Raw genomic sequence first — 26,470 nt, forward strand, 5'->3', positions numbered from 1 at the left:
GGATGGTCACTCGCGGTGAACTTCGCCCTCGCCAGGCGAATGCGGGGGAATTTTTAACGCCTCTGAAGAATGATGCGAGGCCTTCCTCCAGACGGGCTCCTCGCCGCATGTCCCTCCGCGCGCTCTCCATCCGAACGAAGCTGTTCCTCGGCTTCGGCCTCGTCTTCCTCCTCGTGGCAGGGATCGGCGGCTCGGCGCTGATGCAGCTGCACGCGGTGAACGGGGTCGCGCGGGAGATGCGCGAGGAGCGGCTTCCGAACGTGCAGCTGCTGGGCAAGATGCAGGTTCTGGTGCTGCGCACCCGGACCAACGGCGCGCGCCTGATCACCGCCGACACTCCCGAACTGCGCAACGAGGTCTCGGCCACCCTGGTCAAGCGCGAGGCCGAGATGAACGGCGTCCAGACCGCCTTCGCGGCGCGGCCGAAATCGCCGGAGGCCGCCGCCCTCTACGAGGACTTCCAAAAGAACTGGACCGCCTACAAGGGGCTGCAGGAATCCGTGATCGCGCGGGTGAAGGCCGGCGACACCGCGGGCGGCCAGCGCATCTACAACACCGACATGTCGACGGGGGTGAACGCGGTGCTCGGCCCGCTCCAGAAGCTCGTCGACTACGAGGAGCGCAGTGCCGCCGCCAGCGGCGCGCACGCGCAGGACACCTACGACACCGCCCTCCTCACCACCACCGTCCTGATCGGGATCGCCCTGCTGATCGCGGCCGGCGCCGCCATCGGCCTGACCCTCGGCGTCAGCCGCCCCCTGCGCCACATGACCGACGCCATGGGCCGCCTCGCCGACGGCGACGCCAGCATCGCCGTGCCGGGAACCGGGCGCGGCGACGAGATCGGCGCGATGGCGGGCGCCGTCCAGGTCTTCAAGGACAACATCATCCGCACCCGCGCCCTCGAAGCCGAGACCGAGGCGGCCCGGGCGGGCGCCGAGGCCCTGCGCCGGCAGACGATGCACACCCTCGCCGACCGGTTCGAGGCTGCGGTGGGCGGCGTCGTGGCCCAGGTCGGCACGGCGGCGGCGCAGCTCCAGGCCACGGCCGGCAGCATGTCGGCCAATGCCGGCGAGACCGCGCAGCGCTCCGTCACCGTGGCGGCGGCCGCCGAGGAGGCCTCCTCCAACGTCACCACGGTGGCGGCGGCGGCCGAGGAGCTCGGCTCCTCCGTGGTCGAGATCGGCCGCCAGGTCCAGGGCTCGGCCACCCTCGCCCGCGAGGCGGTGACCGAGGCCGGCCAGACCGCGACCTTCGTGCGCGACCTCAGCGAGGCGGCCCAGCGCATCGGCGACGTCGTGGCGATGATCTCGACGATCGCGGGCCAGACCAACCTGCTGGCGCTCAACGCCACCATCGAGGCGGCGCGCGCCGGCGAGGCAGGCCGTGGCTTCGCGGTGGTGGCGGCGGAGGTCAAGGAACTCGCCAACCAGACGGCCCGGGCCACCGACGAGATCACGGGCCAGATCGCCCGCATCCAGGCCTCCACGGGCCAGGCGGTGGAGGCCATCGGCGGCATCACCGGCCGCATCCGCGAGATCAGCGATGTCGCGACCTCGATCGCGGCCGCCGTCGAGGAGCAGGGCGCGGCCACCCAGGAGATCGTGCGCAACGTCGCCCAGGCCTCGGTCGGGACCGGCGAGGTCACCCAGAACGTCGCGGGCGTGGCCGGGGCCGCCGAGGAGACGGGGGCCGCGGCCGCCCAGGTGCTGGCCTCGGCCTCCGCCCTCGCGCGCCAGTCCGACGCCCTCGGAGGTCAGGTCGCCCACTTCCTCGCCACCATCCGGGCGGCTTAAGGGCCGCAGTTCGGGCGGCCTAAGGGCCGCAGTTCAGGCGGCCTAAGGGCCGCAGTTCGGGAGGCCAAAGCGCCGCTCCGGGCAGCCCTCAGAGCAGGGCGTCGAGGCTGCCGATCACCCGGTCGGGCGGGTGATCCGGGTACTCCTCGGGCAACCCCTTGCGGTTGACCCAGACCGGCCGGAACCCGAAGGCGGCAGCCCCCGCCACGTCCCAGCGGTTCGAGGAGCAGAACAGCACGGCGCCGGGGGCGGCGCCGAACTGCTCCGTGGCGAGGCGGTAGGCGGCCGGGGCGGTCTTGAAGGTCCGGGCGGCCTCCACCGAGAGCACCGCGTCGAGGTCGTCCGCCAGCCCGGCGGAGGCCACCGCCCGCTCCAGCATGCCGGCATCGCCGTTGGACAGGATCGCGGTGCGCCAGCCCGCCGCGCGTAAGGCCCGGAGCGTGCCGAGCACCTCCGGATAGGCATCGAGGTCGCGATAGGCGTCGAGGAGCGGCGCCCGCAGGGCCCGGTCGACGCCGGGGCAGCATGCCAGAGCGTAATCCAGGGCCTGCTCGGTCAGGTCCCAGAACGGGGCGTGGCGCCCCATCAGCCCGAGCACCCAGGAATATTCGAGCTGCTTGGCGCGCCAGATCTCCGACAGCCTGTCCGCGTCCGGGCCGACCGCCCCGGCATGGCGCGCCACCGCCGCGTGCACGTCGAACAGGGTGCCGTAGGCGTCGAAGACGGCGATGCGGGGCGATTCGGAGTCACGGGGAGAATCGGGCATGCGGGCTCCTCAGGTGCGCCGCAGGCGGATGCCGAGCAGGCGCAGCGTCGCCAACAACAGGCCCGTATAGACCAGCGTTCCGGCGAGCCCGAGGACGCTCAGTACCGCGATCTCGCGCAGGCGCGGCAGGGCCGGCACCACGGCCTCGGCCACGGGCAGTCCATAGAGGGCGATGGCCGCGAGGGCCGCGCAGGCCACCACCACCCCCACGACGGTGACGCCGAGGGTCCGGCCCGGCGCCATCCAGCCGCGCCGCCAGGCCAGCGCCACCAGGAGGCCGAGGTTGATCCACTGCCCGATGGCGGTGGCGAGCGCGAGGCCGGTGACGCCGTAGGGTCCGGTCAGCACCACCTTCAGGGCGACGTTGACGGCGATGGCGGTCAGTGAGGCGATGAGCGGGGTCATCGTGTCCTGGCGGGCGTAGAAGCTCGCGAGCGCGCTGCGCAGGAGCACCACGGCGGGCAGCGCCAGCCCGTAGGCGGCGAGCACCGAGGCCGCGCGGGCGGCATCCTCCGCCCCGAAGGCGCCGCGCTGGAACAGGGCTGCCATGATCAGGCCCGGCAGGGTGAGGAAGGCCACCGTGAAGGGCGCAGCGAGGGCGAGGGAGAAGCCCGCCGCCCGGTTCTGGGCCGCGTGCGCCCCGGTGACGTCGCCGCCCGCGATGCGCCGGCTCATCTCGGGCAGCAGCACCGTGCCGGCCGCGATGGCGATGACCCCGAAGGGCAGCTGGTAGAGCCGGTCGGCGTACCACAGGGCCGAGATCGCTCCGGTGGGCAGCAGGCTCGCCAGGATGGTGTCGGCGAAGGCGGAGATCTGGAACCCGGCCGAGCCGATCACCGCCGGCCCCAGCACGGTGAAGAAGCGCCGCATCGCCGGATCACTGAGCGTTGGCGCGGCCAGCCGCGGCGCGATCCCAGCGCGCCGGCACGCCCACCAGACCAGGGCGAATTGCAGGACGCCCGAGAGCGAGACGCCCCAGGCGGCGGCGTAGGCCGCGTTGGGGAAGAACGCGGAGAGACCGAGGGCCGCCAGCATCGACAGGTTGAGGAGCACGGGGGCGCCGGCCGCCACCGCGAAGCGCCGGTGGGCGTTGAGAAGGCCGGAGAACAGGGTCACCAGGGTAATGAACAGGAGGTACGGGAAGGTGATCCGGGTCAGCGAGACGGCCAGTGCGAAGCGCTCCGGGTCCTCGGAGAAGCCCGGGGCCAGGGCCCGAACCACCCAGGGCATCGCCGCCAGAGCGAGGACCAGGACGACGATCTGCACGAGGAGCATGAGGGTGAAGATGCGGTCGGCGAAGCGCCGGGCCGCGCCGGCCTCTGCCCGGTCCGTCTCCGAAAGGCCCGCGTAGCTCGGCACGAAGGCGGTGTTGAAGGCGCCCTCGCCGAAGATCGCCCGGAAGTGGTTCGGCAGGCGGAAGGCCACCACGAAGGCGTCGGCCACCGGCCCGGCGCCCAGGATCGCGGCCATCACCACGTCGCGGGCAAAGCCGGTGACGCGGGAGACCAGCGTCCAGCCGCCGACGGAGAGGATGCTGCGGATCATGAGGCTCGCTCGACGGACGTCGCGATCCCTCCCCCCTCTGCGGGGAAGGGTGCCTGCGGAGCAGGCGGGAGGGACTCGTGCGCCTGCGATCCGGGCAGCGAACTCGCTTGGGACCGGACACGGCAACGCCGCGAGCCGGGTGGCTCGCGGCGCGGATCGACGGACGGAAGACCTTACTTGGTGGCTTCGCCGTACATGGCCTCGACGTGCTCCCAGTTCACCAGGTTCTCGATGAACGCCTTGAGGTAGTCAGGCCGGCGGTTGCGGTAGTCGATGTAGTAGGAGTGCTCCCAGACGTCGACGCCGAGGATCGGCTTGGCGCCGTGCACCAGGGGGTTCTCGCCGTTCGGGGTCTTCATGATGGCGAGCTTGCCGTCCTTGACCGCGAGCCAGGCCCAGCCTGAGCCGAACTGGCCGATACCGGCCTGGATGAAATCGGCCTTGAACTTCTCGAAGCCGCCGAGATCCTCGTCGATCTTCTTGGCGAGCGCGCCCGGGGCGGCGCCGCCGCCGTTGGGCTTCATCCACTGCCAGAAGTGGATGTGGTTGTAGTGCTGGCCGGCATTGTTGAAGAGCGGCTGGTTGTTGCCGTAGGCCGAGGTCAGGACCTCCTCGACGCTCTTGCCCTCGAGCCCCGTGCCCTCGAGCAGCTTGTTGCCCGTGTCCACATAGGCCTTGTGGTGCTTGTCGTGGTGAAACTCGAGGGTTTCCTTCGACATGTAGGGGCCGAGCGCGTCGTAGGCGTAGGGCAGTTCGGGCAGGGTGAAGGTCATGGGCAACTCTCCGTCTCGTGAGACATCGGCGCAGCGGCGTGCACCGCCGCCGCACCAACGCGCCGATACCTAAGTCGATGCCCCGGCGAAGTCGATGCCCCGGACCGGTCGATGCCGGCGCGCCGGCGGCGTCGGATTTTGCAAATGCCCGCCAGACCTTTAGTGTGCGCGCCGCACCCGTCAGGTGCAGGCGTTTGTCGAGAAGTCCATGAGCATCGCGCTGTTCGCGCTGGCCGCCGTCATGATCGTCGGGGGCATCATATCGGTCATCCAGGGCTTCCCCTTCGTACGGCTCGAGAGCGGGCTCGCCATGACCATCGCGGGGGCGACGACGGCCTCGGCGGGCGCCGTGCTCCTCGGGCTCGCCGTGATCGCGCGCCGCCTCGGCGCCCTCGCGCAGGTCCTGCGCGAGGCGCCGCGCGCCGAGGCCGCGCCCGTCCAGGCCGCCGAATCCGAACTGTCGGCGTCCCTGCGCCAGCGCCCGAGCCTCGCGGTCACGGCCGCCGGCCTCGGCGCCCTCGGCGGCGCGGGCCTCGGCGCCGCCACCACCCTGCGCTCCGGCCGGGAGCCGACCTTCTTCGATCCGGCGCCCCCGCCGCCCGCTCCCGAGGCAGCCGCCGCCGAGCCGCTGCTGCCGAACCTGCTGCCCGAGGAAGACGCCGCGGCCCAGCCGTCCGAACCTCATCGCGAAGAGTCCCATCCCGAAGGCCCCCATCCCGAAGTGCCCCCGCAGCCCGAGGCCGGGTACCCGGAGTTCCACCAGCCCGCCCCCCCGGTGCATCAGCCGGAGGAGGAGATGCTGTTCGGCGCTCCGGCACCGGAAGCGCCGCAGCCCGAGCCCGAACCGGAGCCCGTGGTCCTGCGCCCCGCCCTCGCCGAGCCCGAGCCCGTCGCGCAGGAACCGGTCGTCGAAGAGCCCGTCAACGAGCCCGTCGCGCACCAGCCCGAGCCGGAGCCCGTCGCGCCCGCGCCCGTCGAGGCGCCGCAGCCCGAGCCGGAGCCTCCGTCGGAGCCGGAGCGTCAGGTGGTCGGCACCTATGCCTCGGGCGGCAACACCTACGTGATGTTCTCGACGGGGGTGATCGAGGCCGAGACGCCGCGCGGCCGCTACACCTTCGCGTCCCTCGACGAACTCAAGGCCTTCGTGGAGGCCGGCGGCGAGACGGACGCGCGCGGGGCTGCCTGAGGATCAGGCGAGCGGATTGAGGGCGTCGTTGCGGACCGGCAGCGGCGCCAGCATCGTCAGGCAGAACCCGTCCGGCGGGTACTCCATCGTCACCTCGGCGCGGACCTGGGCGGTGAGCACGCGCTGGAGCAGGCGCGAGCCGAATCCCTGGCGCTTCGGCGGGCTGACGGCGGGTCCGCCGCGCTCCACCCAGGTGAAATGCAGGGTGCCGGCCGGCCCGCCGGGCCGCAGGTCCCAGGTGATCGCGACCCGGCCGTCGCGGGTGGAGAGGGCGCCGTACTTCGCCGCGTTGGTGGTGAGTTCGTGGATCGCCATGCCGATCGGCACCGCGAGTTCCGAGGACAGGTCGACGGAGGGCCCTGCGAGCTGGATGCGGGCATCCCCCTCACCGTCGAGAGCCCCCTCGGCATAGGGCTTCAACTCGTTGACGAGGAGATTTCGCAGGGAGGCGGTCTGCCAGGTGTCCTCGGTGAGGACCGAGTGGGTGTGGGCCAGCGACATGATCCGCCCGACGAAGGCCTCGTAGAAGCTCTCGATGCTGGAGGCGGTGCGCGCGGTGGAGCCCACGATGGCCTGCACGGTGGCCAGGGTGTTCTTCACCCGGTGGTGCAGTTCGCGGATCAGCAGGGTCTGGCGCTCCTCGGCGAGGCGCCGCTCCGTCACGTCGGCCACGACCCCGATCAGGCGGCGGGGCAGGCGGTGGGCGGCGTCGCGCTCGAAGCGTCCGGCGAAGTCGAGGGTGCGCCAGGCCCCGTCCCCGAGGCGGCGGATGCGGCCCGTCGCCTCCAGGACGCTGTCCTCGCGCAAGGCGCGGGTGATCGCGGCGCGGAAGGCCGGGCGGTCCTCCGGGTGGAGCACGGCGTCGAGGAACTCGCGCTTGCCGAGCGCGCCATCGGACGGCACGCGCCCGAAGATCGCGAACATGCGCTCGTTCTCCCAGATCGCGTGGTCGTCGAGCATGTGCCACTCGAAGATGCCGAGCTCGGCCAGCGCGGTGGCGATGCGCAGGCGCTGCTCGCCGGCCCGCAGGGCGTTGCGTCCCTCCACGCGGGTCGTGATGTCCTCGATCACCCCCACGACGGCCACGGGCCGGCGCCCGCCATCGGGCCCGAGGATCGCCTGCCCCCGCACCTCGGCGTTGATGGCGACGCCGTCGCTGTCCCGGCGCAGGCGGCATTCCAGGGCGAAGGGCCGGGTGTCGCGCAGGGAGGCACGGACCTGGGCGCGTATGCGGTCGGTCTCGCCTGGCTCCAGGGCGGCCTGGAGGGTCGCCCAGGTGACGGCCGCCCCCGGGGCGTGACCCAGGATGTGCGCGGCCCGGCGCGAGAGCACCACCTGCCCGTCGCCGAAATCGTAGCGCCACTCGCCGAGGCCGGCGGCGGTCAGGGCGGCCCGGTTCTCGTCGGCCCGCGCGACCTCGTCGGGATCGACGGCCTCGACCGCCAGCACCTGAAAATCGCCGCGCGCCGGCGAGGGCCGGATGCGCACGTCGAGGCCGGTCCCGTCCGCCCGCAGCCAGCGCCGGATGCAGACGCGCTGCGCCACGGCGCCGAGCACCGAGAGGGCCCGGCCGTCGAGGGCACCGGCGGAATAGCCGAGGAGTTGGCAGAGGGTGGGGTTGGCGTTCCGGATCAGGCCGGCGCCGTCGACGACGAGGAGGCCCACCGGCGCCTGGGCGAACGCAATCGCGTGGAGGTCGGCATCGGCGGCGTCACTCATGCGGGTGATCGCATCACCCGTGCGGGCGATCGCTTCACCCGTGACCCGATGCCGGCGACCGAGGGCGTGTTCGATGCGTCCTGCACTCTCACAACCTCACTCAGCCGGCCCGGCCGCGCGTCGGCGGTCCCGCCCTCGTCCGCTGCCATCAGACAACCGAAGATCGGGCGGAACAAGGCCGCGTCGCGCGGGTCCCACGGGATTTCCGAGCGACCCGCCGGTCGGCGCGTCGCGCCGATGCTCAGGTGGGTTAGGCGCGCCGGAACTCAAGGTAGCTCGGCGGCCGGCCGGCCGCCAGGGCCTTGGCCTCGTAGCGCGTGCCCGGCCAGTCGGCCCAGGGCCGCGTCCAGTCGGACGCCGTCGTCGCGGTCCAGGTCAGGTCCGGGCAGCGGGCGGCCCGCACCAGGGTCCAGCCGGCATAGTCGTCGATGTCGCTGGCGAAGCGGAAGACGCCGCCGGGCCTGAGCACCCGGGCGATCTCGGCGAGCGCGCCGTCCGAGACGAAGCGGCGCTTGCGCTGCCGGCGCTTGGGCCAGGGATCGGGGTAGAGCAGGTAGACCCGGGCGAGGCTCGCATCCGGCAGAGCGGCCAGCAGCGCCGTGGCGTCCTCGTCCCAGATCCGGACGTTGCGCAAGGCCGCCTCGTCCACCGCGCGCAGGAGCTTGACGACGCCGTTCACGAACGGCTCCGCGCCGATGATGCCGGTGCGGGGATGGGCGCCGGCCTGGGCCGCGAGGTGCTCGCCGCCGCCAAAACCGATCTCCAGCCAGACCTCGTCGGTGGGGACCGGGAACAGGGCCTTCGGATCGAGGAACTGGCCGGCCGGCGGCAGGGCCAGACGCAGCACCGGCAGAAGTTCGGTGAGGCGCTGCTCCTGGCCGGCGCGCAGGCGCTTGCCCTTGCGGCGACCGTAGAAGGCGCGCTCGGCGCCGTCCACACCCTCGATATCGTGCCCGCCCATATCGGCCGGGTGCCCGCCCGCGTCGGCCGGGTGCCCGCCCGGATGGGGCGGGAGATGGTCCCGCCCCAGGCTCATGGGGTCAGGCCAGGGCCGACTTGAGGCTGTCGGCGAGGTCGGTGCGCTCCCACGAGAAGCCGCCATCGGCCTCCGGGGCGCGGCCGAAATGGCCGTAGGCCGAGGTGCGGGCGTAGATCGGCTTGTTGAGGCCGAGCTTCGTGCGGATGCCGCGGGGCGACAGGTCGAGGGCGTTCATGAGCACGTCCTCGAGCCGGGCCTCGTCCACCTGGCCGGTCCCGTGCAGGTCGACGTAGATGGAGAGCGGCTTGGCGACGCCGATGGCGTAGGCGAGCTGGATCGTGGCCCGCGTGGCGAGGCCGGCCGCCACCACGTTCTTGGCGAGGTAGCGGGCCGCGTAGGCGGCCGAGCGGTCGACCTTCGTCGGGTCCTTGCCCGAGAAGGCGCCGCCGCCATGGGGGGCCGCGCCGCCGTAGGTGTCAACGATGATCTTGCGGCCGGTGAGGCCGGCATCGCCGTCGGGACCGCCGATGACGAACTTGCCCGTGGGGTTCACGTGCCAGACCGTCTCCTCGGAGACCCAGTTCTGCGGCAGGGCGGCGAGGATGTAGGGCTCGACGATGGCGCGCACGTCGGCGGAATCGAGGCTCTCGTCGATGTGCTGGGTGGAGAGCACGATCTGGGTGACGCCCACCGGGCGGCCGTTCTCGTAGCGCACCGTGACCTGGCTCTTGGCGTCGGGGCCGAGCTTGGCGGCATCGCCCTGCTTGCCCTTGCGCGCGTCGGCGAGGTCCTTGAGGATCTTGTGGGCGTAGTAGATCGGCGCCGGCATCAGCTCGGGCGTCTCGTCGGACGCGTAGCCGAACATGATGCCCTGGTCGCCCGCGCCCTCGTCCTTGTTGCCGGCCGCGTCGACGCCCTGGGCGATGTCGGCGGACTGGGCGTGCAGGTGGATCGCGATGTCGTTGTTCTTCCAGTGGAAGCCCGACTGCTCGTAGCCGATGTCCTTCACCGCCTCGCGGGTAAGGTGCTCCAGCTGCTCGAAGGTCACGGAATCGGGGCCGCGCACCTCGCCCGCGATGACGATGCGGTTCGTGGTGGCCAGCGTCTCCACGCCGAGGCGGGCTTCCGGCATCGCCGCGAGATAGGCATCCACGACGGTGTCGGAGATCCGGTCGCAGACCTTGTCGGGATGCCCCTCGGAGACCGATTCGCTCGTGAAGAGGTAGTTGGAACGCGGCATTGAAGGGCCCCCGAGTCTAGGCGCGCCCAAGTCGTCGCGGCGCTTCACCTGATCTTTCGACGGGTGCGTGTCTGGCAGTCGCCCCCGGATCGGTCAAGACGAAAAACCGGATGAATCCGCTCAAACAAACGAAGCGTCCGCTAAATCAGCCGCCGAGGCGCCGGTCGAGAACTTTCAGGGCCGCCGCGATCCGCAGCTTCTCGTCCTCCGAGAAGTGCTCGGCCACGTGCCGGGCCACGACCTCGGCGAGCCCCTCCCAGGAATCCTTGGAGCCATCCTTCGAGGACGCATTCGGAGAACGGGCGACCGCATCCGCATCGTAGGGTTGCTGCGGCACTTCCGAGAACCCGGGGACATCCGGGTCGGTTCGGTCCAGCCCATCGAAGAAGTAGGCGATGGGCACGCCCGTCAGGCGGCTGAAGGTGTCGAGATGCAGGGCGCTGATGCGGTTCGTGCCCTTCTCGTACTTCTGCAACTGCGCGGCCGACATGCCGAAGCACTGGGCGACCCGTTTCTGGGTCAGCGACGCCTTCTTGCGCTGCTCGGCGATCCGCTGCCCCACATACGCGTCGCGCGCGTCGGTCTTCTGCCCAGCCATTCCGCCCGTCCCGTCCTCAGCGCCGCGCCCGTCCCGAAGGCGTGTCCGGGCTCGCCGGGACCGGCATCCCGCCGCCCCCATCCTGCGGCGGCGGAACGTTATGTCCAGCCATGGAGCGCGTCAAACCGGCCACGCTTGCCCGGCTCTGTCACAGGGCTCTCTTGCCGGGCTTTCTTGCCAAGCTTTCTTGCCAGGCTTTCTTGCCCCGAAGGTCCACTTTCCCCCGCATGAGCGTTCCGGGCCGCGGGCCTCAGACGAGGTCCCGCTTCAGGGCGTGGGCCACGCGGCCCATGCCCGCCTCCGCATCGGGATTGCGCAGTTCGCGCATGCCGGGCGCCCGGCCGGTCGTCAGATAGACGATCAGCGTCAACACCAGCATTACCTTCGAGGTCATCGCGTCCGCCCCCTGTCGAGGCCGAGCGTGTAGCCTCGGATGCGAAGCGTGGCCTTGCGGTGGCGCACATGGGCGTGCCGTCGTCCGGCGTTCCACTGCCCGCAGAATGGCCTCGCCCGGAATCGGCGCGATTTCGGTCAGTTCCCTTGACCGAACGTGGAAGAATATTCAGCACGCCTATATTTCTCGCAACAGGCTGTTTTATGAGCGAATCCACGATGCAAATGCAGGCGACCATGCCTATACTCTAGTCCTGGCACGGCGCGAGCGCAGTGCACCAAAGGACATTACCACTCATGACTATGGGGCACCATCAACACACGGCGACGATCCTTCCCTTCCCGGGACGAGCCGGCTCGACGGGCAAGGGCACGACCAGGACCGCGGGCACGATCACGGGCCTGACCACCGGATTGTCCGGTCGCGACAAGCCGCGCCAGCCCGCGCAGCCCTGCTTCATGGATAGCTGGTATCACCAGGCGGCGATCGACGAGGCGGCCACCACTATCAAACCCTGACCCGGCGAAGCCCGAGCCGGCCGGGTCGCCGGCGCTCAGTGGACCGAGCCGTCCCCCGGCCCGGCCATCGCCTCGGCGAATGGGAATTCCAGGATCACCTCGCCCTCCGCATCGGTGACCACGAGACAGGCCCCCATCAGGCGCGCCTGGTTGCGCGGCTCGGCCATCATGGCCCGGATGGTGTCGCGGGCGGTCGACCAGGCCGCGTCGGGATCGCGCAGGTCCGTACCGACGGGATCAGCGACGACGTCCGCGCCCACATGCGTATGGAAGAAGTAGCGGGGCATCCGCACGGCTCCGGGCGCGCTGCGCGCCGCTTCGGGTGAAGGTATCCGGGCGAACCGGCCCGGACCAAGTTCTTATGCTCGGCGCGCCCCCGAGGCGTAGATCTCCGCACCGGTACGGCCCGGCGCGTCTCGCTAGCGCTTCTTGCCCAACTCGGCTGCGATATCCTTGGTCATCCGGCCGACCTTCCGGTGCGCCGCCGTGAGCTGGTCCTGGGTCACGCCCCAGCGCTTCATCCAGAACTCCACGGCCTTCCGTTCGGAAAGGTCCAGGCGGTCCTTGTCGATGAAGCCACGCTTGTCCTTGAGACCGGCCATGGCTGTTCCTTCCTCGGGGACGCGGACGGCTGTCAGCTCTCCTGCGTGCCCTCGCGCTCGGCGAGCGCCGCATCGTATCCGGCGGTCCACTGCGCGTGGGCCTCGGTCCCCACGGCATAGGGGCAATCCGCCCGCGCCAGGCCCTTGCCCGGGGCGTAGAAGCCCAACGCGTAGTGATCGAGATTGTCGTCCGGCGGCTCTGTCATGCCCGGGAGATAGGGCGCCCCCGCGCGCACTCCAAGCGGTGCCGCTTCGAGCCGAGAGATGGTGGCGTCCCCGGCAGGTCTCGAACCTGCGACCCCAGGTTTCATCCCACTTCGGCTTCCGCCGCCGCCCCCTGCGCCAGGGTGCGTTCGTGGTCTGGACTATCCCTTCACCGTAGGCGCCGTCGCCGGAGCCCTTAGGTGCCGCCCGTCTAGTCTCTACACCGTCCCGGCGCCCGCGGAACGGGCATCGGGCTTGGCTCGGGATCGGCCGCGTCCGAGCGGACGGTGGGCGTTCCCCGAATTTGAGCGGATCCGCCGCGTGGTTTCCCCTCGCGACGCCCAATTGTGATCTAGGAAACCTGTGCTCTGTCCAGCTGAGCTACGGAGACTCACCGAGGGCGTCCTAGCATCATCGCGCCGGCCCGCCAACCGGGGGCGCCACCTGTGTCTCTCCTGCCGCAATGCGGCATGAACCGTCCGCCCGGCGGCCCGGGCTTCCTTGCGGGGGGCCGGGTCCGGGCGGCACAATGGGCTCGGATTCGAACAGATCGCCGGGAGCGGACATCGTGACGGGGGCGCATCGACGATCGGCGATCGGCGGCGGGGTGCTCCTCGTAAGCGCCCTCATGACCTCCGGACCGGCGCGCCCGGCCGCGGGCGCCACGGTGGAGTGCCGGGAAGCCCCAGCCCGCAGGGACACCCTCGCGGGCCTGGGCCCGCGCGGGGAACTCGCCCTCGCCTCCGGCGCCCGCGCGGTCCTCGCGGGCATCCACTGGCCGGACGAGGCGGGCGCGGATGCCGCCGCGCAGGCCTGGCTCCTGGCCTATCGGGGGCGCAGCCTCACGCTGGTGGCTCGCGGCGAGACGGACCGCTGGGGCCGGGACCACGTGGATGCCAGCCTCGAGGGCGAGGCCCGCGCCGCGCCCGCCCCCTCGGAACGCACGCGGATGGACTTGGCGCCGGTCGACTTGGCGGGCGGCCTCGTGGAAGCCGGGCTCGTGCCCGTCGATGCCGGGGAGCGCGAGACCCTGTGCCGGCCGGCCCTCCTCGCCCTGGAGGCGGGCGCGCGGCGGGCGGGACGCGGACTCTGGAGTCAGGCCGGCCCCGGGGTCCGCGACGGCGCCGCCCTGAGGGCACGGATGGGACGCTTCGTGGTGGCGCAGGGCGCCGTGCTCCGGGTCGGCGAGCGCGCGCGCCGGACCTATCTCGACTTCGCGCGCAAGGGTGAGGACGGGCTCACCGTGACCGTGTCGAAACGCACTTGGCGCCGGTTGCAGGAACGTGGTTTGAGTGCCGAGAGCCTGCGGGGGCGGGAGGTCCGCGTCCGGGGCCGGCTCGAAGCCTGGCGCGGTCCGACCCTCGACGTCGCGAGCGCGGACGTGATCGAAATTCTGGACGGGGAGCGGGCGCCGCGGCGCTGAACGGCATGGTCTCGATGATAGGGATGGCCTCGATCGTGACCCCCCGGGCGGGCGGACCCTCCCTCCAGCGTCGGCGGGGCGCCGGACCGGCCTGCGCGGCCCTGCTCGCGGGCGGCCTGCTCTCGGGCTGCATCGGCGACCAGTCCGGCGCCGTGGTGCAGCCCGCCGCGATCGCGGTGCCGCGCGAGGCGCCGCGCACCACCGGGCGCGAGCGCGCGGGCTCGGATGCCGACCACGCCAAGCTCGTGTCCTCCTTCGGCGGCGAGTACCGGGCGCCCGCGAGCCTGCGCCTCCTCACCGAGGTGACGGACCGCCTCGTGCGGGCGACCGACCGGCCCGAGGAGACCTACGCGGTCACCCTCCTCGATTCGCCCGTCATCAACGCCTTCGCGCTGCCGAACGGCCGCCTCTACGTCACCCGCGGCCTGCTGGCGCTGGCCAGCGACACCTCCGAGATCGCGGCGGTCCTCGCCCACGAGATCGCCCACGTCACCCTGCGCCACGCCACCGCGCGCACGGAGCTGGCGCTGCGCTCGCAGCTCGTGAGCAAGGTCGTGGCCGACGTGCTCAACGATCCGGCGACCGGCGCGCAGCTCCAGGACCAGTCGAAATTCGCCCTGGCACGGTTCTCCCGCGACCAGGAGCTGGAGGCGGACGGCGTCGGCGTGCGCACCCTGGCGCGGGCGGGCTACGATCCCTTCGGCGCCGGGCGCTTCCTCACCGCCCTGAATCGGACCACGGCCCTCAAGACCGGCACCGGCATGGCCGGCGAGCCCGACATGCTGGCGACCCATCCGGGCACGGCGGAGCGCATCACCCTGGTCACCCGCGCCGCCCGTCTGATCGGCGCGCCAGGCCTCGGCGTCGACGAGCGCGCCCGCTACCTCGCGGCCGTCGACGGCATCGCCTACGGCGACAACCCCGGCGACGGTCTCGTGCGCGGGCGCCGCTTCCTGCATCCGAGCCTCGGCATCGCCTTCGAGGTGCCCGAGGGCTTCGGCATCGAGAACACCCGCAACGCGGTGCTGGGCACCACCGGCGAGGGCAGCCGCCGGCTGCTGTTCGACCAGGTCGAGAGTCATGCCGGCCAGGGCCTCGAGGAGGTCCTGAAGGCGACCTGGAACGACGTCATCGAGCCCGGCTCCGTGGAGAACCGCATGGTCGCCGGCAATGCGGGCGTCACCGCCCTGTCGCGCGGCAAGGACTGGACCTTCCGCCTCGCGGCCATCCGCATGGGGGAGCGGACTTTCCGGATGATCATGGCGGCCAAGGGCGGCACCGACCCGGACGGCGCCTTCCGGCGCTGGACCGAGAGCCTGACGGCCCTCGACCCCGCCGAGGCCCGCGCCCTGCGGCCCCTGCGCCTCGTCGTCGTCACCGCCGCCCCCGGCGAGACGGCCGAGATCCTGGCGCAGCGCATGGTGGTGCCCGACAAGGCCCTGGAGCGCTTCCTCGTGCTGAACGGCCTGGAGCGCGGCGCCGGCGTGCGCGCCGGCCAGAGCTACAAGGTCGTGGTGGAATAGCCGGATCGCCCGGGGGCCGCTTGCCGCGAGGCGGCGGCCGGCTCCCGAGACAGGACCGGATCCGGGCGCGCCTTACACGCCCGGGCCTCCCGCGAAGAACCGTCGGATCGACGCGACGTAACATTGAGCCGAGCTCGGTTCGAAGCCTCACAGGGTCGCAATCGGCGTCGATCGCCCGCCGCCGATACACGCGAAACATGCGGAAAATCTCCTCACAATCAGAGCGTGAACGGTGCCGTTTCGCAATCTCTGCTGCACTTTGAGCGATATTGGCTCAAATCAAAGCACGGCTTTTTGTCGAGACGACTGATGAGCTTGCGGCTATAGTTCGAAGGGCCTTCGTGTCCACCGCCACACGTCACCCCGGACGGTAGAGCGTTCCTGCGCCATCGAGACCCGACATGTTCGAGACCCTGACCGGCTTCCTGGACCGGACCAGCCTGTCCCCGCACGGGATCTGCCTGCTGTGGCGCCCCGAGCTGATCTGGACCCACGTGGCCTCGGACGCCATCATCGCGCTGGCCTACTTCACGATCCCCGTGGCCCTCGGCGTCTTCGTCACGCGCCGGCGCGACATCGTGTTCGGATGGATGTTCTGGGCCTTCGCGCTCTTCATCCTCGCCTGCGGCACCACCCACCTGTTCGAGATCTGGACCCTGTGGGTGCCCGACTACGCCCTGGAGGCCGCCGTGAAGGTGATCACGGCGGCGGCCTCGATCGTCACCGCGATCCTGCTCTGGGTGCTGTTGCCCCGGGCCCTCGCCCTGCCCTCGCCGGCGCAGTTGCGCGGCGCCAACGCCGCGCTCGAGGCCCGAATCCGCGAGCGCGACGCGGCCCTGGACGCCCTGCGCAAGGCCTATGCGGAGCGCGACCGCGCCGAGGAGATGCTGCGCCAGACGCAGAAGATGGAGGCGATCGGCTCCCTCACGGGGGGCGTGGCGCACGATTTCAACAACCTCCTCGGCGTCGTCATCAGCAACCTCGATCGCATCGAGCGCTTCCTGCCCGCCGAGAGCGGGGCCCAGCGCTCCCTGCGCGGGGCCATGGACGGGGCCGAGCGGGCAGCCGTCCTGGTGCAGAAGATGCTGGCATTCGCCCGGCGCCAGCCCCTGCAGGCGGCGCCTGTGGAGCCGAACCGGCTGATCCACGACCTCGGCGAGCTGCTGCGGGGGGCGCTGGACACGGCCGAGCCGCCGAAAATGGATTTGGCGCCCGACCTCTGGAGCGTCCGCGTCGACGCCAACCAGCTCGAGAACGCCCTGCTCAACCTCGCGGTGAACGCCCGCGACGCGATGACGGGCAGCGGCCGCGTCGTGATCCGCAGCCGCAACGTGCCGGCCGCCGAGGCCGCCCGCATCCCAGGCCTGGGGCCGGTCGACCACGTGGCGATCGGGGTGGAGGATAGCGGCAGCGGCATGAGCGCCGAGGTGATGGCCCGTGCCTTCGAACCATTCTTCACCACGAAGGCGGTTGGCGAGGGCACCGGTCTCGGCCTCAGCCAGGTCTTCGGATTCGCCAAGCAATCGGACGGCCATGCGGAGATCGTCAGCCGGCCGGGCTTCGGCACCACCGTCTGGCTCTACTTGCCACGCGACCGGACTGGCGTATCGTCGTCGGCGCCGGACGCGGAGCCCGCGCGGACCAGCCCCGCCGCGCGCCTGGGCTTCGCCTGAGAACGGAAAATCCGGAGACACCCGCGAGCATGAGGGGAAGAGCATGAGCGCCTCGCCCAAACCCCGGATCCTGATGGTCGAGGACGAGTCCATGCTGCTCGAGGTCATCACCGCCGACCTGGAGGATGCGGGCTTCGGGGTCCTGCAGGCCGCCACGGCCGAGATCGCCATGAACATCCTGCGGACCGAGGCCTCCGTCGACGTGCTGTTCACCGACATCCGCCTGCCCGGCCAGATGGACGGCTGGCAGCTCGCCGAGGCCGCCCGGGCCCTGCGCCCGGATCTGCCGGTGATCTACGCCACGGGCTTCACGCAGACGCCCCCGCGCCTGATCGAGGGCAGCCTGTTCTTCACCAAGCCCTACCGGTCGGCGGCCGTGATCCGGGCGATCACGTCCTTCACCGCCCCGCCGGGCGCGTGAGCCGCCCGCCCGGCTCGACCCGCCGTGCGGTGACGGCGAACGGACTCGCGGGCGCCGCCCTGCTGGCCGCCCCGGGATCGGGGGCGGCGGGCTCGTCTGAGGGGCGGACGCCGGCGGGCCGGCCGCTGCGCATCGCGATGCTGCTCTATCCGGGCATGACCGCCCTCGACCTCGTCGGCCCGCAGGCCCTCCTCGCCGGCATCGCCGCGGGCGGGCTGCACCTCGTCGCACGCACGGCCGGGCCCGTGACCTCGGATACCGGCCTGGCGCTGGTGGCCGGCGACAGCTTCGAGACCTGCCCGCGCGACCTCGACGTGCTGTTCGTGCCGGGGGGCGACGGCACGCCCGCACAGATGCGCGACCCCGACACCCTCGCCTTCCTGCGCGACCGGGCGGCGCGCGCCGGCTGGATCACCAGCGTCTGCACCGGCTCGCTGATCCTCGGGGCGGCCGGCCTGCTCCGGGGCTACCGCGCCACCTCGCATTGGTGCGTGCGCGACCGGGTGCTGCCGCGCCTCGGTGCCATCCCGGTGGACGAACGCGTCGTCTTCGACCGCAACCGGGTCACGGCGGCCGGCATCTCGGCGGGGCTCGACTTCGCCCTGGCGCTCTCCGCCCGGCTCGCCGGGTCCGAGGCGGCGCGCACGAGCCAGCTCGTGGCGGAGTACGCCCCGGCGCCGCCCTTCGATGCCGGAACGCCGGGGACGGCCGGCCCGGCCACCACCGCCCGCGCCCGGGCGATCCTCGGCCCGCTGATCGACGGCGCGGACGCCGCCGCCGAGGCGGCGATCACGGGCCCGTGACCGGGGCGCGGCCTGAAACCTGCTGGTGCAGGCATTCGCCGTTTGCCACCGCATCGGGCAATCGCCAAGATCGGCCAAGTTTGCGCACCTAGAGTTCGCGCATCTGAAGTTCGCGCATCACCGGGATCACCCGCATTCCACCAGGATAGGACCCACCCATGGCATCTGGCCTCGCGGGAGACCTCACCCGCACGAAATCCCTGGACCAGTTGAACAGCGACGCGGAGGGCGGCGAGCACAAGCTCGCCCGCACCCTCGGGCCCTGGAGCCTGATCGCGCTCGGCATCGGCGCGGTGATCGGCGCCGGCCTGTTCTCGCTCACCGGCATCGCGGCGGCCGAGCATGCGGGGCCGGCCGTGGTAATCTCCTTCGCCATCGCCTCCATTGCCTGTGCGTTCGCCGGCATGTGCTACAGCGAGCTCGCCGGCATGATCCCGGTGGCGGGCTCGGCCTATACCTACGCCTACGCCACCATGGGCGAGTTCGTGGCCTGGATCATCGGCTGGGACCTCGTGCTCGAATACGCGGTGGGCGCCGCCACGGTCTCGGTGAGCTGGTCGAGCTACGTCACGCGCTTCCTGCGCGACAGCTTAAGCATCAACCTGCCGCCCGCCCTTGTTCACTCGCCCTTCGAGACCTACAAGCTCGCCGACGGCTCGATGGCGCACGGCCTCGTTAACCTGCCGGCGATCCTCATCATCGTGGCGGCGTCCGCCCTCCTGATGATGGGCATCCGGGAATCGGCCCGGGTCAACGCCGTCGTGGTGATGGTCAAGCTCGCCGTGGTGGCCGTCGTGGTCGGCGTCGGCCTGTTCTACGTCAAGGCGCAGAACTACGTTCCGTTCATCCCCGAGAACACCGGCACCTTCGGCGAGTACGGCTGGAGCGGGATCATGCGCGGGGCCGGCGTGGTGTTCTTCGCCTATGTGGGTTTCGACGCGGTCTCGACGGCGGCCCAGGAGGCCAAGAACCCCCAGCGCAACATGATGATCGGCATCCTGGGGTCGCTCGCCATCTGCACGGTGATCTACATCGCCTTCGCGGGCGTGCTCACCGGCCTCGTGCACTACGACCAGATGAAGGGCGACGCGGCCCCGGTGAACACCGCCATCGCGCAGACGCCGTTCCCGTGGCTGCGCAGCCTCGTGACGCTCGGCGTGATCGCGGGCTTCTCCACCGTGATCCTGGTGCTGCTGCTCGGCCAGAGCCGGGTGTTCTACTCCATGAGCCAGGACCGGCTGCTGCCGGGCTTCTTCTCGAAGATCCACCCGACCTGGAAGACCCCCTACCGCTCGAACCTGTTCTTCATGGTCTTCACCAGCGCGCTCGGCGGCTTCCTGCCGATCAGCCAGCTCGGCCACATGACCAGCATCGGCACGCTGCTGGCCTTCATGCTCGTCTGCCTCGGGGTCATCATCCTGCGCCGGACCCAGCCGGATGCGCGGCGCGACTACCGCACCCCCCTGGTGCCCCTGGTGCCGATCCTCGGCATCCTCAGCTGCTTTGCCATGATGGTGTCGCTCGATGGCGAGACCTGGCTGCGCCTGCTGATCTGGCTCGCCATCGGCCTCGTCATCTACTTCGCCTGGAGCCGCCGCCACAGCCGCGTCGGGCGCGCGGCGTAAAGCGACCTCGCGCGCGCATCCCGGCCGGAGCGCATGTCCCCTTTCCCCGCTCGCGGGGAGAGGGTCACGGGCCCCTCCTCGTGCCTCGCGGCGAGCGCAGCGCGGGTGAGGGGCGATGACAGGTGGCTCTTTCGATCGAAGCCCCCTCCCCCCGGCGGCCTCGCCGCGTCAACGATGGAATCGTCGCGGCCCTCTCCCGGCGAGCCGCGCGAGGCCCCCGATCAGGGGCGTCTTTATCGCGAAACCCGAAAAAATCACATCATACGGGTTTCGGCTGATGGCCTCGGTCTGCCCGCGCGCACCGTGCTCCCTTGTAACTTGAATTCCGCCGCGCCTGGTATGCTTCCCGGTGCGGTGGCAGGCGGAAGACCGTTGCTCCCAAGGGACCTCAAGCCCGGAGGAGAGCTTGGGCCTTCGCCTGCCGTTCCATCGAACCCGAACAGTCGCTTGGGCCGCCTCACGCGAAGCCCGCTTGCGCAAGGATGGGATCGGATGGACGCCATCGTGATTGGGATCGACGTCTCCAAGGACCGGCTGGACGTCCATGTCCTGCCGAGCCAGGAGGCGTTCTGGGTGCCCCGGGATGAGGTGGGCATCGCCGCCCTGTGCGGGCGTCTGGCGCCCCTGGCCCCTTCGGCCGTCGCGCTGGAGGCCACGGGCGGCTTCGAGACCGTGGTCGCGGCCGGACTGGCAGGCGCGGGGCTGCCGGTCGTGGTGATCAATCCGAGCCAGGTGCGGGCCTTCGCCCAGGCGCTGGGCCGGCGCGCCAAGACCGACCCGATCGACGCGGCCGTGATCGCCCGCTTCACGCAGGCCACGAAGCCGGCGATCCGCCCGCTGCCGGACGCCGAGACCCAAGCCCTGGCCGATCTCGTGGCCCGCCGCCGCCAGATCGTCGCGATGATCGCGGCCGAGCGTCAGCGGGAGACACGGGCGCCAGCCCAGGTCCGGAAGAGCATCCGGCGCCTGATCAAGGCTCTGGAGAAGGAACTGGCCAGCGTCGACGGCGATATCGACGGGGCCGTGCGCGGCTCGCCGGCCTGGCGCGCGAAGGAGGACCTCCTCGTCTCGGTGCCGGGCATCGGCCCGACCATCGCCCGCACGCTTCTGGCCGAGATGCCCGAACTCGCAAGCCTCGACCGCCGCCAGGTCGCAGCGCTCGCCGGCCTCGCCCCCTGGACGCGCCAGTCCGGCCAGTGGCGCGGCAAGAGCTTCATCGGCGGCGGACGGGCCAGCATCCGCACCGCCCTATTCATCGGCGCCCTGGTGGCGTCGCGTCACAACCCCACCCTCAAGGCCTTCCGCGACAGGCTCGTGGCGGCGGGAAAACCCAAAATGGTCGCCCTCGTCGCAACCGCCCGAAAGCTCCTCACCATCCTCAACGCCAGCCTGAGGACCAGTACCCCATGGCAGCCAAAAGACGCTTGACCGCCAAGACAGTCGCTCTCCTGAAAGGAGAGGGTTGGGGTGAGGTGGTTGGCCTTTCCGGATGGGGCACGCCCCTCACCCCAACCCTCTCCCACACGGGAGAGGGAGCCCGTTCCGACCAAGTCGACCGAAGCGATCAACTGGCAGCGGTATCAGGCGGTCCGCGCCAGCGCTAAAGCGGGCGCACTGCGCATCGGCTCGCCCACCGCGATGGTCTGGCGCTCGCGGGCGATGAAGGCGGTGGGCATCACGGCCTGCATGTCCGCCTCCACGCTGAGCAGCATGGTGTCGGTGTGGCAGGGGTGCAGGTGGATGATGGCGAGCGCCTTCACGCCGGCGGCCTGGGCGAGTTCCACGCCCTTTTGCCAGGTCGAGTGGCCCCAGCCCCGGCAGACCGGGTACTCGCCCTCCGTGAACATGCCGTCGTAGACGACGAGGTCGGCGTCGCGGACGAATTCCGTCAGGGCGGTGTCGGGCCAGGGGTCGCCGTGCTCGATGTCGCTGATCACGCAGAGCCGGCGTCCGGCATGCTCGAAGCGGTAGCCCACCGAACCCTGCGGATGGTTGAGCAGGATGGTGTCGACGGTGGCGCCGTCCGCGAAGGTCAGGCGCTCGCCCGCCCGGAAGCCGTGATGGGCGAGGCGGCAGGGGATCACGTCGAGGGAAACGGGAAACAGCGGCGGCGAGAACAGCCGGTCGAGGGCCGCCTCGGCGCTCGCCCCGTCGAGGTTGCCGCAATAGGTGTTGATGGTTCGCGAGGGGTCGAGCACCACCGGTTTGAAGAACGGCAGACCGGCGGTGTGGTCGAGGTGCAGGTGGCTGAAGAGGAGATCGATCTCCTGGGGCATCCCGTCACGGTGGTGGCGGCCGCAGGCATTGAGCCCCGAGCCCGCGTCGATCAGGAACAGGCGCGTCCCGCAGCGGATCTCCAGGCACGGGGTGTTGCCGCCGAACTCGGTGTAGTCCGGGCCGCTGACGGGGGTCGAACCGCGCACACCCCAGAACTTCAGGGTGAGGCCGTCATCCGTGTGGGGACGAGGGGAAAGGGTCATCGTTCGATTACCATGTGCCCCGATCCCGTGACGGTCGGGGGCCCTTCGTCGCGCCGACATGATTCAATCCTCACGGGTCGGCGAGTGGAACAGTGCCGGGATCGAAGTGGAATAAGTCTTGAGGTAGTAAGCCGCTCCCATCGCCGATGTGCGAGCCCGCACATGGCCCCGCCCCGGGCCGGGGCGGACGGGGAACCGCGGCGGGCGGGCAACAGACCAGGCCTCACCGCTGCGCCACCGGCCCGATCGCCGGCGGCGCGAGGCCGGCCGGCGGCGGCAGGACACCCGCGAGGCTGAGGCCCACGAGGCGCGGCCAGGTCTCCGCATAGGTGGTGACGAGGGGCGCGAAGGCCGGTCCCGCCCGTTCGTAGGTGGGCACGAAGCCCGGCATCCGGGTGCGCGACAGGACCGAATCCGGCGCGACCCAGCGCGACCACACCGCCTCGGCGACCTGGACCGGGCGCGGCCGCGCGGCGATGACCACCACCTCCTGGCCCGCATAGGCCAGGGCCTCCGGACGGCTGACGTCGCCGAGGGGAGTGCCCTTGGCGGCCAGAGCGGCCCAGAACGGGTGCTGCGCGCCGTCCGAATAGGTGGTGCGGATGGCAGCACTCCCCTCCTCCACCAGGGCCGCGATGCGCGCCTCCTCGGTGCTGCGGTGGGCGATCGCCAGGGCCTCCTTGGCCGGGTCCTTGTAGGGCGGGAAGACGTAGCGCCCGGCGGCGACGGCGACCGCGGGCTCCTCGCCGGTGGCCTCGAAGCGGTCGGCGCCCTCCTTGAGTTGGCGCCAGAAGGCGATGTTCGGGTCGGTGCGGTAGCGAGCCATGTTCGCCGCCGTCATCCGGAAGGGGAAGGACTGAAACTGGAACGCGGCCTGCCCGCCCGCGAAGGCCTCGCGGGCGATGGCGTAGATCTCGCCCACCACCCGGTCGGTCATGGCAAAGCAGCCCATCGAGGAGCAGACCCCGTGCACCATCACGGCCGAGCCGGTGGAGCCCTGGGCGCGGTCGTAGGCGTTGGGGTAGCCGACGTCGAAGGAGAGGTAGTAGCTCGAATTCGGGTTCATCTGGCGCTGGGGCACCGTGTAGAACCCCTCAGGCGTCTGGCGGTCGCCGGTCTTGCGCTTGGGCCCGAGCTGGCCCGACCAGCGGCAGATCGGGAAGGTTTTCACGTGAACGAAGCGGCCGCCGGCGGCACGCTTCCAGACCTCGATCTCGGATTCTTTCTTGTAGGCCCGGAACAGCACCGGCGCGGCGGCGGTGGTGCCCTTGGCCTGCATCAGCGCGAGTGTCGCGGCCGGGATCGGTGCGGAGGCCTTGCCCGGCTCGGCCGAGGCCGGGCACGGGGCCGCCAGCGCCCACAGGACGAGGAGGGCCGGCGCCGCAGGGTGGATCGACGTCCGGCGGCCCGGCTTCCGGGACAGAGAGACCATGCACGGCCCTGAAGAGCGATCCGTCCGCTGGCGGACGCCCGTGCACGATGCACGCCCTCCTGCCTATCGCATTCCAATGGGGCCGCAATAGGGGCGGCCCCGAAACGGGCCGCTCAGGCGGCCAGCACCCCGTTGCGCTCGACGCGCAGCACCGCGTCGAACGGCTCGGCCGCCTCCAGGATGCCGTCGTCGGGCAGGCAGACGATGAGGCCCCGCCCGGCGCGGGCGGTGCGCAGGGCCGCGAGGCGGTCGCGCATCGCGGCGCTCTTGCGGTCCTCCAGGGCGATCGCCACCACGACGATGTCGGGGCGGCGCACGAGGCAGCGGGCGAGGTCGATGGCCACGCGCTCGCGCGGGCCGATGGCGTTCTCGCCGAGGCTGGCGCCCCCGCCGGCCAGACCCGGCTCCACCCGGCTCTCCAGGCCGAGGCGGTAGACGGCGGGCTCCAGGCCCTCGTCGGCGAGCACCCGGCGCACCAGGGCCCGCACCCGGGCCTCGGCGCCGGCCTCCTCGCCGTTGATGCGGCCGAACAGGACGTTCTCCTCCAGGCTCGCGGCCGCCGTGAGCCGGTCCGGATCGTAGAACTCCACGCCGCCGCGCAGGTGCGGCGGCATCATCCTGGCGAAGGAGCGGCGGGCCTCCACCAGCCGCTCCTCGAAGGCGGCGTCGATGAGGCCGAAGCGGTGGCGGGTCTCGCTGTAGCGCAACGCGAGACCGATCAGGCGCTTGCGGTCGCGCTGGCCGGCGGGGCCCCGCCGCAGGCCCGTCGCCTCGGGCTGGCGCCCGACGAGATCCTCGAAGAAGCCGCGCTCGGAGGCCGGAAACAGCGAGAACGTCTCGAAGAGCGGGTGGTCGTCCGGCAGGTCGGCGAAGATCTCCACGAGGCTGCGGGCGACCTGCAGGCCGATCTCCGTGAGGGGGCGGCTCAGACCCTCGGCCTCCAGCACGGCGCGCAGGTACGGATGGGCGGCGACGTGCTCGGCCGCGAAGGCCGGCCCCACCGCCTCGCCGAACAGGATGTTCTCGCCCACCGTGGCCTGATGGTTGTAGCGGGCGGGGTCGAACGGCTCCACGAGGCGGCCCGCCTTGTCGGCGGCCAGCGCCTCGCGCACCGCGTGGCGGGCGGCCACCACCGCGCGGGCGATCTCGGGCTCGGCGTTCGGGTCGACGGTGCCCTCCAGGCCGCGGGCATACGCGAAGGCGTCGAGGCCGGTGATCCTCAAGGTGGCGATGAGCTCGTCCCGGTCGGGAACGTGGCCGGCGCCGTAGAGGATGTTCTGGCGCAAGGTCCCCTCGATGAGGATGGCCTCGGCGCCGGCGAGCGCGATGCGGCGGGCGCGCTCCTCGGGCTCGAAGGCGCGCAGGTCGAGGCCCGCATAGGTCACCGCACCGGCCGAGGGTTCGAGCTGGCCCGCCAGGATCGCGGCCAGCACCCGGCTGCCGCTGCCGCGCTCGCCCAGGATGGCGACGTGGCCCGGCATGGGCAGGGCGACATCGACGCCGGCCAGCCGCTCGCCGGTGGCGGGATCGTAGGCGCCGACCCCTCGGGCCACCAGGGCGCCAGATTCGGGGAAGGCGGCGCTGCCGGAGCGGACGGGGGCGCGGGCCTCCAGGGCCGGCACGCCGAGGGCGACCTCGCGGAACGGCGCGGCGAGCGTCCGGTGCAGGCCGACGAGGCGCAGGGCCACGCTGAGGGCCACCACCGCCAGGGCGAAGGCGCCGCCGGCGGCCAGCACCGCCCCCGGCTCCACGGGCTCGGTGGTGCCGTCATGGCCGCGCCAGAGGGCCACCGCCACCACGATGGCCGGGAGCAGAATCGCCAGGGCCATGGAAGGCGCCCGGGCCAGGGCGAGGCGGGAATCGGATTCCGCCAGGGCGTCGCGGGTGGCCGCACCCTTCGCGGCGAGGCGGCCGCGCTCGAAGGCCGCCGCCCCGTGGGCGCGCACCGCCGGCATGCGCCGGATCAGGTCGGCCAGCGCCCGCCCCGCGGTGCCGCCCGCCCGCACGCGCAGGGCGGCGCGGTCCTGCACCCGCCGCTGGATCAGGATGCGGGCGAGGCCCGCCGCCAGGAGTCCGGCCGCCACGGTGGGCAGGAGGCGCGGGGCCGCCAGGCCTGCCAGGACGAGGGCGAGCCCGGCGCTGCCCAGGGCCAGGGCCGGCACCAGGATCGCCAGCCCGAACAGCGTGTCGAGGCGTGCCAGCAGGTCGCCGAGGGTCTGCGCCAGGGCCCGGGCCTCGTCGCGGGCGCTCGGCGGCGCGCGCAGGATCGCCTCGGTGACGCGACCCTGCAGGGCCGCCACGGTGCGGGCCTGCGCCCGGAAGCAGAGGCGGGCCACCGCCCAGCCGAGGCCGGCCGAGGCCAGGGCGGTCGCCGCGAGGCCGAGGAAGGCGGCGCGCACCAGCTCGGCCGCCGGCAGGGTCCAGCCCGGAAAGGCCACGAAGGGCCCCTCGGCGGCGGGCCGCCAGGGCAGCGTCGCGGCAACATGCAAGAACCGGCCGGTCGCCGCGCCGTCATGGACCTGCACGCCCACGAGGTCGCGCAGGCACAGGAGCGCGAGCAGCGCGAGGGGTCCGCCGAGGCCGAGGGCCAGCCCGACCGCGGCGGCATGCTCGCGCCGCGCGGTCCGCCAGGTGAAGGCGATCGGATCGCGGTCCATCGGCACCCTGTGTCCACGACGCCCCGGGAAACGGGGCCCGGGGAGCGGCTTAGAGGATCGTTCCGGCGGGCGAAAGCGCGGGGGCGCACGGCGGCGGCCCGGTTGCGCAGGTC

General features: G+C 71.9%; 24 protein-coding genes. 10 read left to right on the top strand and 14 right to left on the bottom strand.

Going from position 1 to position 26,470, the window contains the following annotated elements:
* The first annotated feature begins 107 nt into the window (after positions 1-107).
* Positions 108-1,796: a methyl-accepting chemotaxis protein gene (locus MKK58_RS03750; RefSeq protein ID WP_243910822.1), complete on the top strand. Its 1,689-nt coding sequence runs from the start codon at positions 108-110 to the stop codon at positions 1,794-1,796.
* Positions 1,797-1,884: 88 nt separating this feature from the next.
* Here the strand turns inward: MKK58_RS03750 and MKK58_RS03755 are convergent, their stop codons facing one another.
* The 3 genes from MKK58_RS03755 to MKK58_RS03765 all read right to left on the bottom strand — a co-directional run bounded on the left by MKK58_RS03755 (position 1,885) and on the right by MKK58_RS03765 (position 4,880).
* Positions 1,885-2,562: a haloacid dehalogenase type II gene (locus tag MKK58_RS03755; protein ID WP_243910823.1), complete on the bottom strand. Its 678-nt coding sequence runs from the start codon at positions 2,560-2,562 to the stop codon at positions 1,885-1,887.
* Positions 2,563-2,571: 9 nt separating this feature from the next.
* Positions 2,572-4,107: a murein biosynthesis integral membrane protein MurJ gene (gene murJ / locus MKK58_RS03760; RefSeq protein ID WP_243910824.1), complete on the bottom strand. Its 1,536-nt coding sequence runs from the start codon at positions 4,105-4,107 to the stop codon at positions 2,572-2,574.
* Between the two features lie 173 nt (positions 4,108-4,280).
* On the bottom strand, positions 4,281-4,880 hold the full coding sequence (locus tag MKK58_RS03765) for a superoxide dismutase (RefSeq protein WP_243910825.1): 600 nt from the start codon (positions 4,878-4,880) through the stop codon (positions 4,281-4,283).
* A 208-nt stretch (positions 4,881-5,088) separates the two neighbouring features.
* Between MKK58_RS03765 and MKK58_RS03770 the strand changes: the two genes are divergently transcribed.
* The gene (locus tag MKK58_RS03770) at positions 5,089-6,066 is read left to right on the top strand and encodes a hypothetical protein (protein ID WP_243910826.1); all 978 of its coding nucleotides are present in this window, start codon (positions 5,089-5,091) and stop codon (positions 6,064-6,066) included.
* A 3-nt stretch (positions 6,067-6,069) separates the two neighbouring features.
* Here the strand turns inward: MKK58_RS03770 and MKK58_RS03775 are convergent, their stop codons facing one another.
* The 5 genes from MKK58_RS03775 to MKK58_RS03795 all read right to left on the bottom strand — a co-directional run bounded on the left by MKK58_RS03775 (position 6,070) and on the right by MKK58_RS03795 (position 10,996).
* Positions 6,070-7,785 carry an HWE histidine kinase domain-containing protein gene (locus MKK58_RS03775; RefSeq protein WP_243910827.1) on the bottom strand — a complete coding sequence of 572 codons (1,716 nt, stop codon included), beginning with the start codon at positions 7,783-7,785 and terminating at the stop codon, positions 6,070-6,072.
* Positions 7,786-8,035: 250 nt separating this feature from the next.
* Positions 8,036-8,746, bottom strand: coding sequence for a tRNA (guanine(46)-N(7))-methyltransferase TrmB (locus MKK58_RS03780; protein WP_243910856.1), 711 nt, complete (start codon positions 8,744-8,746; stop codon positions 8,036-8,038).
* Positions 8,747-8,825: 79 nt separating this feature from the next.
* On the bottom strand, positions 8,826-10,004 hold the full coding sequence (metK, locus tag MKK58_RS03785) for a methionine adenosyltransferase (protein WP_243910828.1): 1,179 nt from the start codon (positions 10,002-10,004) through the stop codon (positions 8,826-8,828).
* 145 nt (positions 10,005-10,149) lie between these two features.
* Positions 10,150-10,602, bottom strand: a complete 453-nt coding sequence (locus MKK58_RS03790) for a helix-turn-helix domain-containing protein (protein WP_243910829.1) — start codon at positions 10,600-10,602, stop codon at positions 10,150-10,152.
* A gap of 250 nt (positions 10,603-10,852) precedes the next feature.
* Complete coding sequence (locus tag MKK58_RS03795; RefSeq protein WP_243910830.1) at positions 10,853-10,996, bottom strand: hypothetical protein; 144 nt, start codon at positions 10,994-10,996, stop codon at positions 10,853-10,855.
* 296 nt (positions 10,997-11,292) lie between these two features.
* On the opposite strand from MKK58_RS03795, the gene MKK58_RS03800 reads away from it, so the two are divergent.
* Complete coding sequence (locus MKK58_RS03800) at positions 11,293-11,514, top strand: DUF2735 domain-containing protein (protein WP_243910831.1); 222 nt, start codon at positions 11,293-11,295, stop codon at positions 11,512-11,514.
* A 35-nt stretch (positions 11,515-11,549) separates the two neighbouring features.
* Here MKK58_RS03800 and MKK58_RS03805 read toward each other — a convergent pair whose 3' ends face one another.
* The 3 genes from MKK58_RS03805 to MKK58_RS03815 all read right to left on the bottom strand — a co-directional run bounded on the left by MKK58_RS03805 (position 11,550) and on the right by MKK58_RS03815 (position 12,322).
* The gene (locus MKK58_RS03805) at positions 11,550-11,801 is read right to left on the bottom strand and encodes a DUF6894 family protein (RefSeq protein ID WP_243910832.1); all 252 of its coding nucleotides are present in this window, start codon (positions 11,799-11,801) and stop codon (positions 11,550-11,552) included.
* Positions 11,802-11,933: 132 nt separating this feature from the next.
* Positions 11,934-12,116, bottom strand: coding sequence for a DUF3606 domain-containing protein (locus tag MKK58_RS03810; protein WP_003600567.1), 183 nt, complete (start codon positions 12,114-12,116; stop codon positions 11,934-11,936).
* A gap of 32 nt (positions 12,117-12,148) precedes the next feature.
* Positions 12,149-12,322 carry a ribosome modulation factor gene (locus MKK58_RS03815; protein WP_243910833.1) on the bottom strand — a complete coding sequence of 58 codons (174 nt, stop codon included), beginning with the start codon at positions 12,320-12,322 and terminating at the stop codon, positions 12,149-12,151.
* A gap of 626 nt (positions 12,323-12,948) precedes the next feature.
* On the opposite strand from MKK58_RS03815, the gene MKK58_RS03820 reads away from it, so the two are divergent.
* The 7 genes from MKK58_RS03820 to MKK58_RS03850 all read left to right on the top strand — a co-directional run bounded on the left by MKK58_RS03820 (position 12,949) and on the right by MKK58_RS03850 (position 21,216).
* Positions 12,949-13,743, top strand: coding sequence for a DNA-binding protein (locus tag MKK58_RS03820; protein WP_243910834.1), 795 nt, complete (start codon positions 12,949-12,951; stop codon positions 13,741-13,743).
* 23 nt (positions 13,744-13,766) lie between these two features.
* Positions 13,767-15,266, top strand: a complete 1,500-nt coding sequence (locus MKK58_RS03825; RefSeq protein WP_243910835.1) for a M48 family metalloprotease — start codon at positions 13,767-13,769, stop codon at positions 15,264-15,266.
* A gap of 401 nt (positions 15,267-15,667) precedes the next feature.
* Positions 15,668-16,939 (top strand): ATP-binding protein, encoded by a 1,272-nt coding sequence (locus tag MKK58_RS03830; RefSeq protein ID WP_243910836.1) that lies wholly within the window; start codon positions 15,668-15,670, stop codon positions 16,937-16,939.
* 43 nt (positions 16,940-16,982) lie between these two features.
* The gene (locus tag MKK58_RS03835; protein WP_243910837.1) at positions 16,983-17,360 is read left to right on the top strand and encodes a response regulator; all 378 of its coding nucleotides are present in this window, start codon (positions 16,983-16,985) and stop codon (positions 17,358-17,360) included.
* 137 nt (positions 17,361-17,497) lie between these two features.
* Positions 17,498-18,163 (top strand): DJ-1/PfpI family protein, encoded by a 666-nt coding sequence (locus MKK58_RS03840; protein WP_243910857.1) that lies wholly within the window; start codon positions 17,498-17,500, stop codon positions 18,161-18,163.
* A gap of 158 nt (positions 18,164-18,321) precedes the next feature.
* Positions 18,322-19,788 (top strand): amino acid permease, encoded by a 1,467-nt coding sequence (locus MKK58_RS03845; protein WP_243910838.1) that lies wholly within the window; start codon positions 18,322-18,324, stop codon positions 19,786-19,788.
* A gap of 492 nt (positions 19,789-20,280) precedes the next feature.
* Positions 20,281-21,216, top strand: a complete 936-nt coding sequence (locus tag MKK58_RS03850) for an IS110 family transposase (RefSeq protein ID WP_243910839.1) — start codon at positions 20,281-20,283, stop codon at positions 21,214-21,216.
* 152 nt (positions 21,217-21,368) lie between these two features.
* On the opposite strand, the gene MKK58_RS03855 is transcribed toward MKK58_RS03850, so the two are convergent.
* The 3 genes from MKK58_RS03855 to MKK58_RS03865 all read right to left on the bottom strand — a co-directional run bounded on the left by MKK58_RS03855 (position 21,369) and on the right by MKK58_RS03865 (position 26,357).
* Positions 21,369-22,268 carry an MBL fold metallo-hydrolase gene (locus tag MKK58_RS03855; protein ID WP_243910840.1) on the bottom strand — a complete coding sequence of 300 codons (900 nt, stop codon included), beginning with the start codon at positions 22,266-22,268 and terminating at the stop codon, positions 21,369-21,371.
* A gap of 223 nt (positions 22,269-22,491) precedes the next feature.
* Positions 22,492-23,700 carry a murein L,D-transpeptidase family protein gene (locus tag MKK58_RS03860; protein WP_243910841.1) on the bottom strand — a complete coding sequence of 403 codons (1,209 nt, stop codon included), beginning with the start codon at positions 23,698-23,700 and terminating at the stop codon, positions 22,492-22,494.
* Positions 23,701-23,813: 113 nt separating this feature from the next.
* Entirely contained in the window at positions 23,814-26,357 is a 2,544-nt protein-coding gene (locus MKK58_RS03865) for an ABC transporter ATP-binding protein (RefSeq protein WP_243910842.1), read from the bottom strand.
* Between the last annotated feature and the right edge of the window lie 113 nt (positions 26,358-26,470).

Origin of the sequence: Methylobacterium sp. J-078, assembly GCF_022829285.1 — a bacterium.
Lineage (GTDB): Bacteria > Pseudomonadota > Alphaproteobacteria > Rhizobiales > Beijerinckiaceae > Methylobacterium.

Excerpts from the sequence above, each read along its gene's own strand:
- MKK58_RS03790 (WP_243910829.1), bottom strand. The coding sequence starts at position 10,602 with ATGGCTGGGCAGAAGACCGACGCGCGCGACGCGTATGTGGGGCAGCGG.
- MKK58_RS03860 (WP_243910841.1), bottom strand. The coding sequence starts at position 23,700 with ATGGTCTCTCTGTCCCGGAAGCCGGGCCGCCGGACGTCGATCCACCCT.
- MKK58_RS03855 (WP_243910840.1), bottom strand. The coding sequence starts at position 22,268 with ATGACCCTTTCCCCTCGTCCCCACACGGATGACGGCCTCACCCTGAAG.
- MKK58_RS03845 (WP_243910838.1), top strand. The coding sequence starts at position 18,322 with ATGGCATCTGGCCTCGCGGGAGACCTCACCCGCACGAAATCCCTGGAC.
- MKK58_RS03805 (WP_243910832.1), bottom strand. The coding sequence starts at position 11,801 with ATGCCCCGCTACTTCTTCCATACGCATGTGGGCGCGGACGTCGTCGCT.
- metK (WP_243910828.1), bottom strand. The coding sequence starts at position 10,004 with ATGCCGCGTTCCAACTACCTCTTCACGAGCGAATCGGTCTCCGAGGGG.
- MKK58_RS03750 (WP_243910822.1), top strand. The coding sequence starts at position 108 with ATGTCCCTCCGCGCGCTCTCCATCCGAACGAAGCTGTTCCTCGGCTTC.
- MKK58_RS03765 (WP_243910825.1), bottom strand. The coding sequence starts at position 4,880 with ATGACCTTCACCCTGCCCGAACTGCCCTACGCCTACGACGCGCTCGGC.
- MKK58_RS03820 (WP_243910834.1), top strand. The coding sequence starts at position 12,949 with ATGACCTCCGGACCGGCGCGCCCGGCCGCGGGCGCCACGGTGGAGTGC.
- MKK58_RS03770 (WP_243910826.1), top strand. The coding sequence starts at position 5,089 with ATGAGCATCGCGCTGTTCGCGCTGGCCGCCGTCATGATCGTCGGGGGC.
- MKK58_RS03835 (WP_243910837.1), top strand. The coding sequence starts at position 16,983 with ATGAGCGCCTCGCCCAAACCCCGGATCCTGATGGTCGAGGACGAGTCC.
- MKK58_RS03815 (WP_243910833.1), bottom strand. The coding sequence starts at position 12,322 with ATGACAGAGCCGCCGGACGACAATCTCGATCACTACGCGTTGGGCTTC.
- MKK58_RS03800 (WP_243910831.1), top strand. The coding sequence starts at position 11,293 with ATGACTATGGGGCACCATCAACACACGGCGACGATCCTTCCCTTCCCG.
- MKK58_RS03830 (WP_243910836.1), top strand. The coding sequence starts at position 15,668 with ATGTTCGAGACCCTGACCGGCTTCCTGGACCGGACCAGCCTGTCCCCG.
- murJ (WP_243910824.1), bottom strand. The coding sequence starts at position 4,107 with ATGATCCGCAGCATCCTCTCCGTCGGCGGCTGGACGCTGGTCTCCCGC.
- MKK58_RS03825 (WP_243910835.1), top strand. The coding sequence starts at position 13,767 with ATGGCCTCGATCGTGACCCCCCGGGCGGGCGGACCCTCCCTCCAGCGT.
- MKK58_RS03865 (WP_243910842.1), bottom strand. The coding sequence starts at position 26,357 with ATGGACCGCGATCCGATCGCCTTCACCTGGCGGACCGCGCGGCGCGAG.
- MKK58_RS03755 (WP_243910823.1), bottom strand. The coding sequence starts at position 2,562 with ATGCCCGATTCTCCCCGTGACTCCGAATCGCCCCGCATCGCCGTCTTC.
- MKK58_RS03775 (WP_243910827.1), bottom strand. The coding sequence starts at position 7,785 with ATGAGTGACGCCGCCGATGCCGACCTCCACGCGATTGCGTTCGCCCAG.
- MKK58_RS03780 (WP_243910856.1), bottom strand. The coding sequence starts at position 8,746 with ATGGGCGGGCACGATATCGAGGGTGTGGACGGCGCCGAGCGCGCCTTC.
- MKK58_RS03850 (WP_243910839.1), top strand. The coding sequence starts at position 20,281 with ATGGACGCCATCGTGATTGGGATCGACGTCTCCAAGGACCGGCTGGAC.
- MKK58_RS03810 (WP_003600567.1), bottom strand. The coding sequence starts at position 12,116 with ATGGCCGGTCTCAAGGACAAGCGTGGCTTCATCGACAAGGACCGCCTG.
- MKK58_RS03795 (WP_243910830.1), bottom strand. The coding sequence starts at position 10,996 with ATGACCTCGAAGGTAATGCTGGTGTTGACGCTGATCGTCTATCTGACG.
- MKK58_RS03840 (WP_243910857.1), top strand. The coding sequence starts at position 17,498 with ATGCTGCTCTATCCGGGCATGACCGCCCTCGACCTCGTCGGCCCGCAG.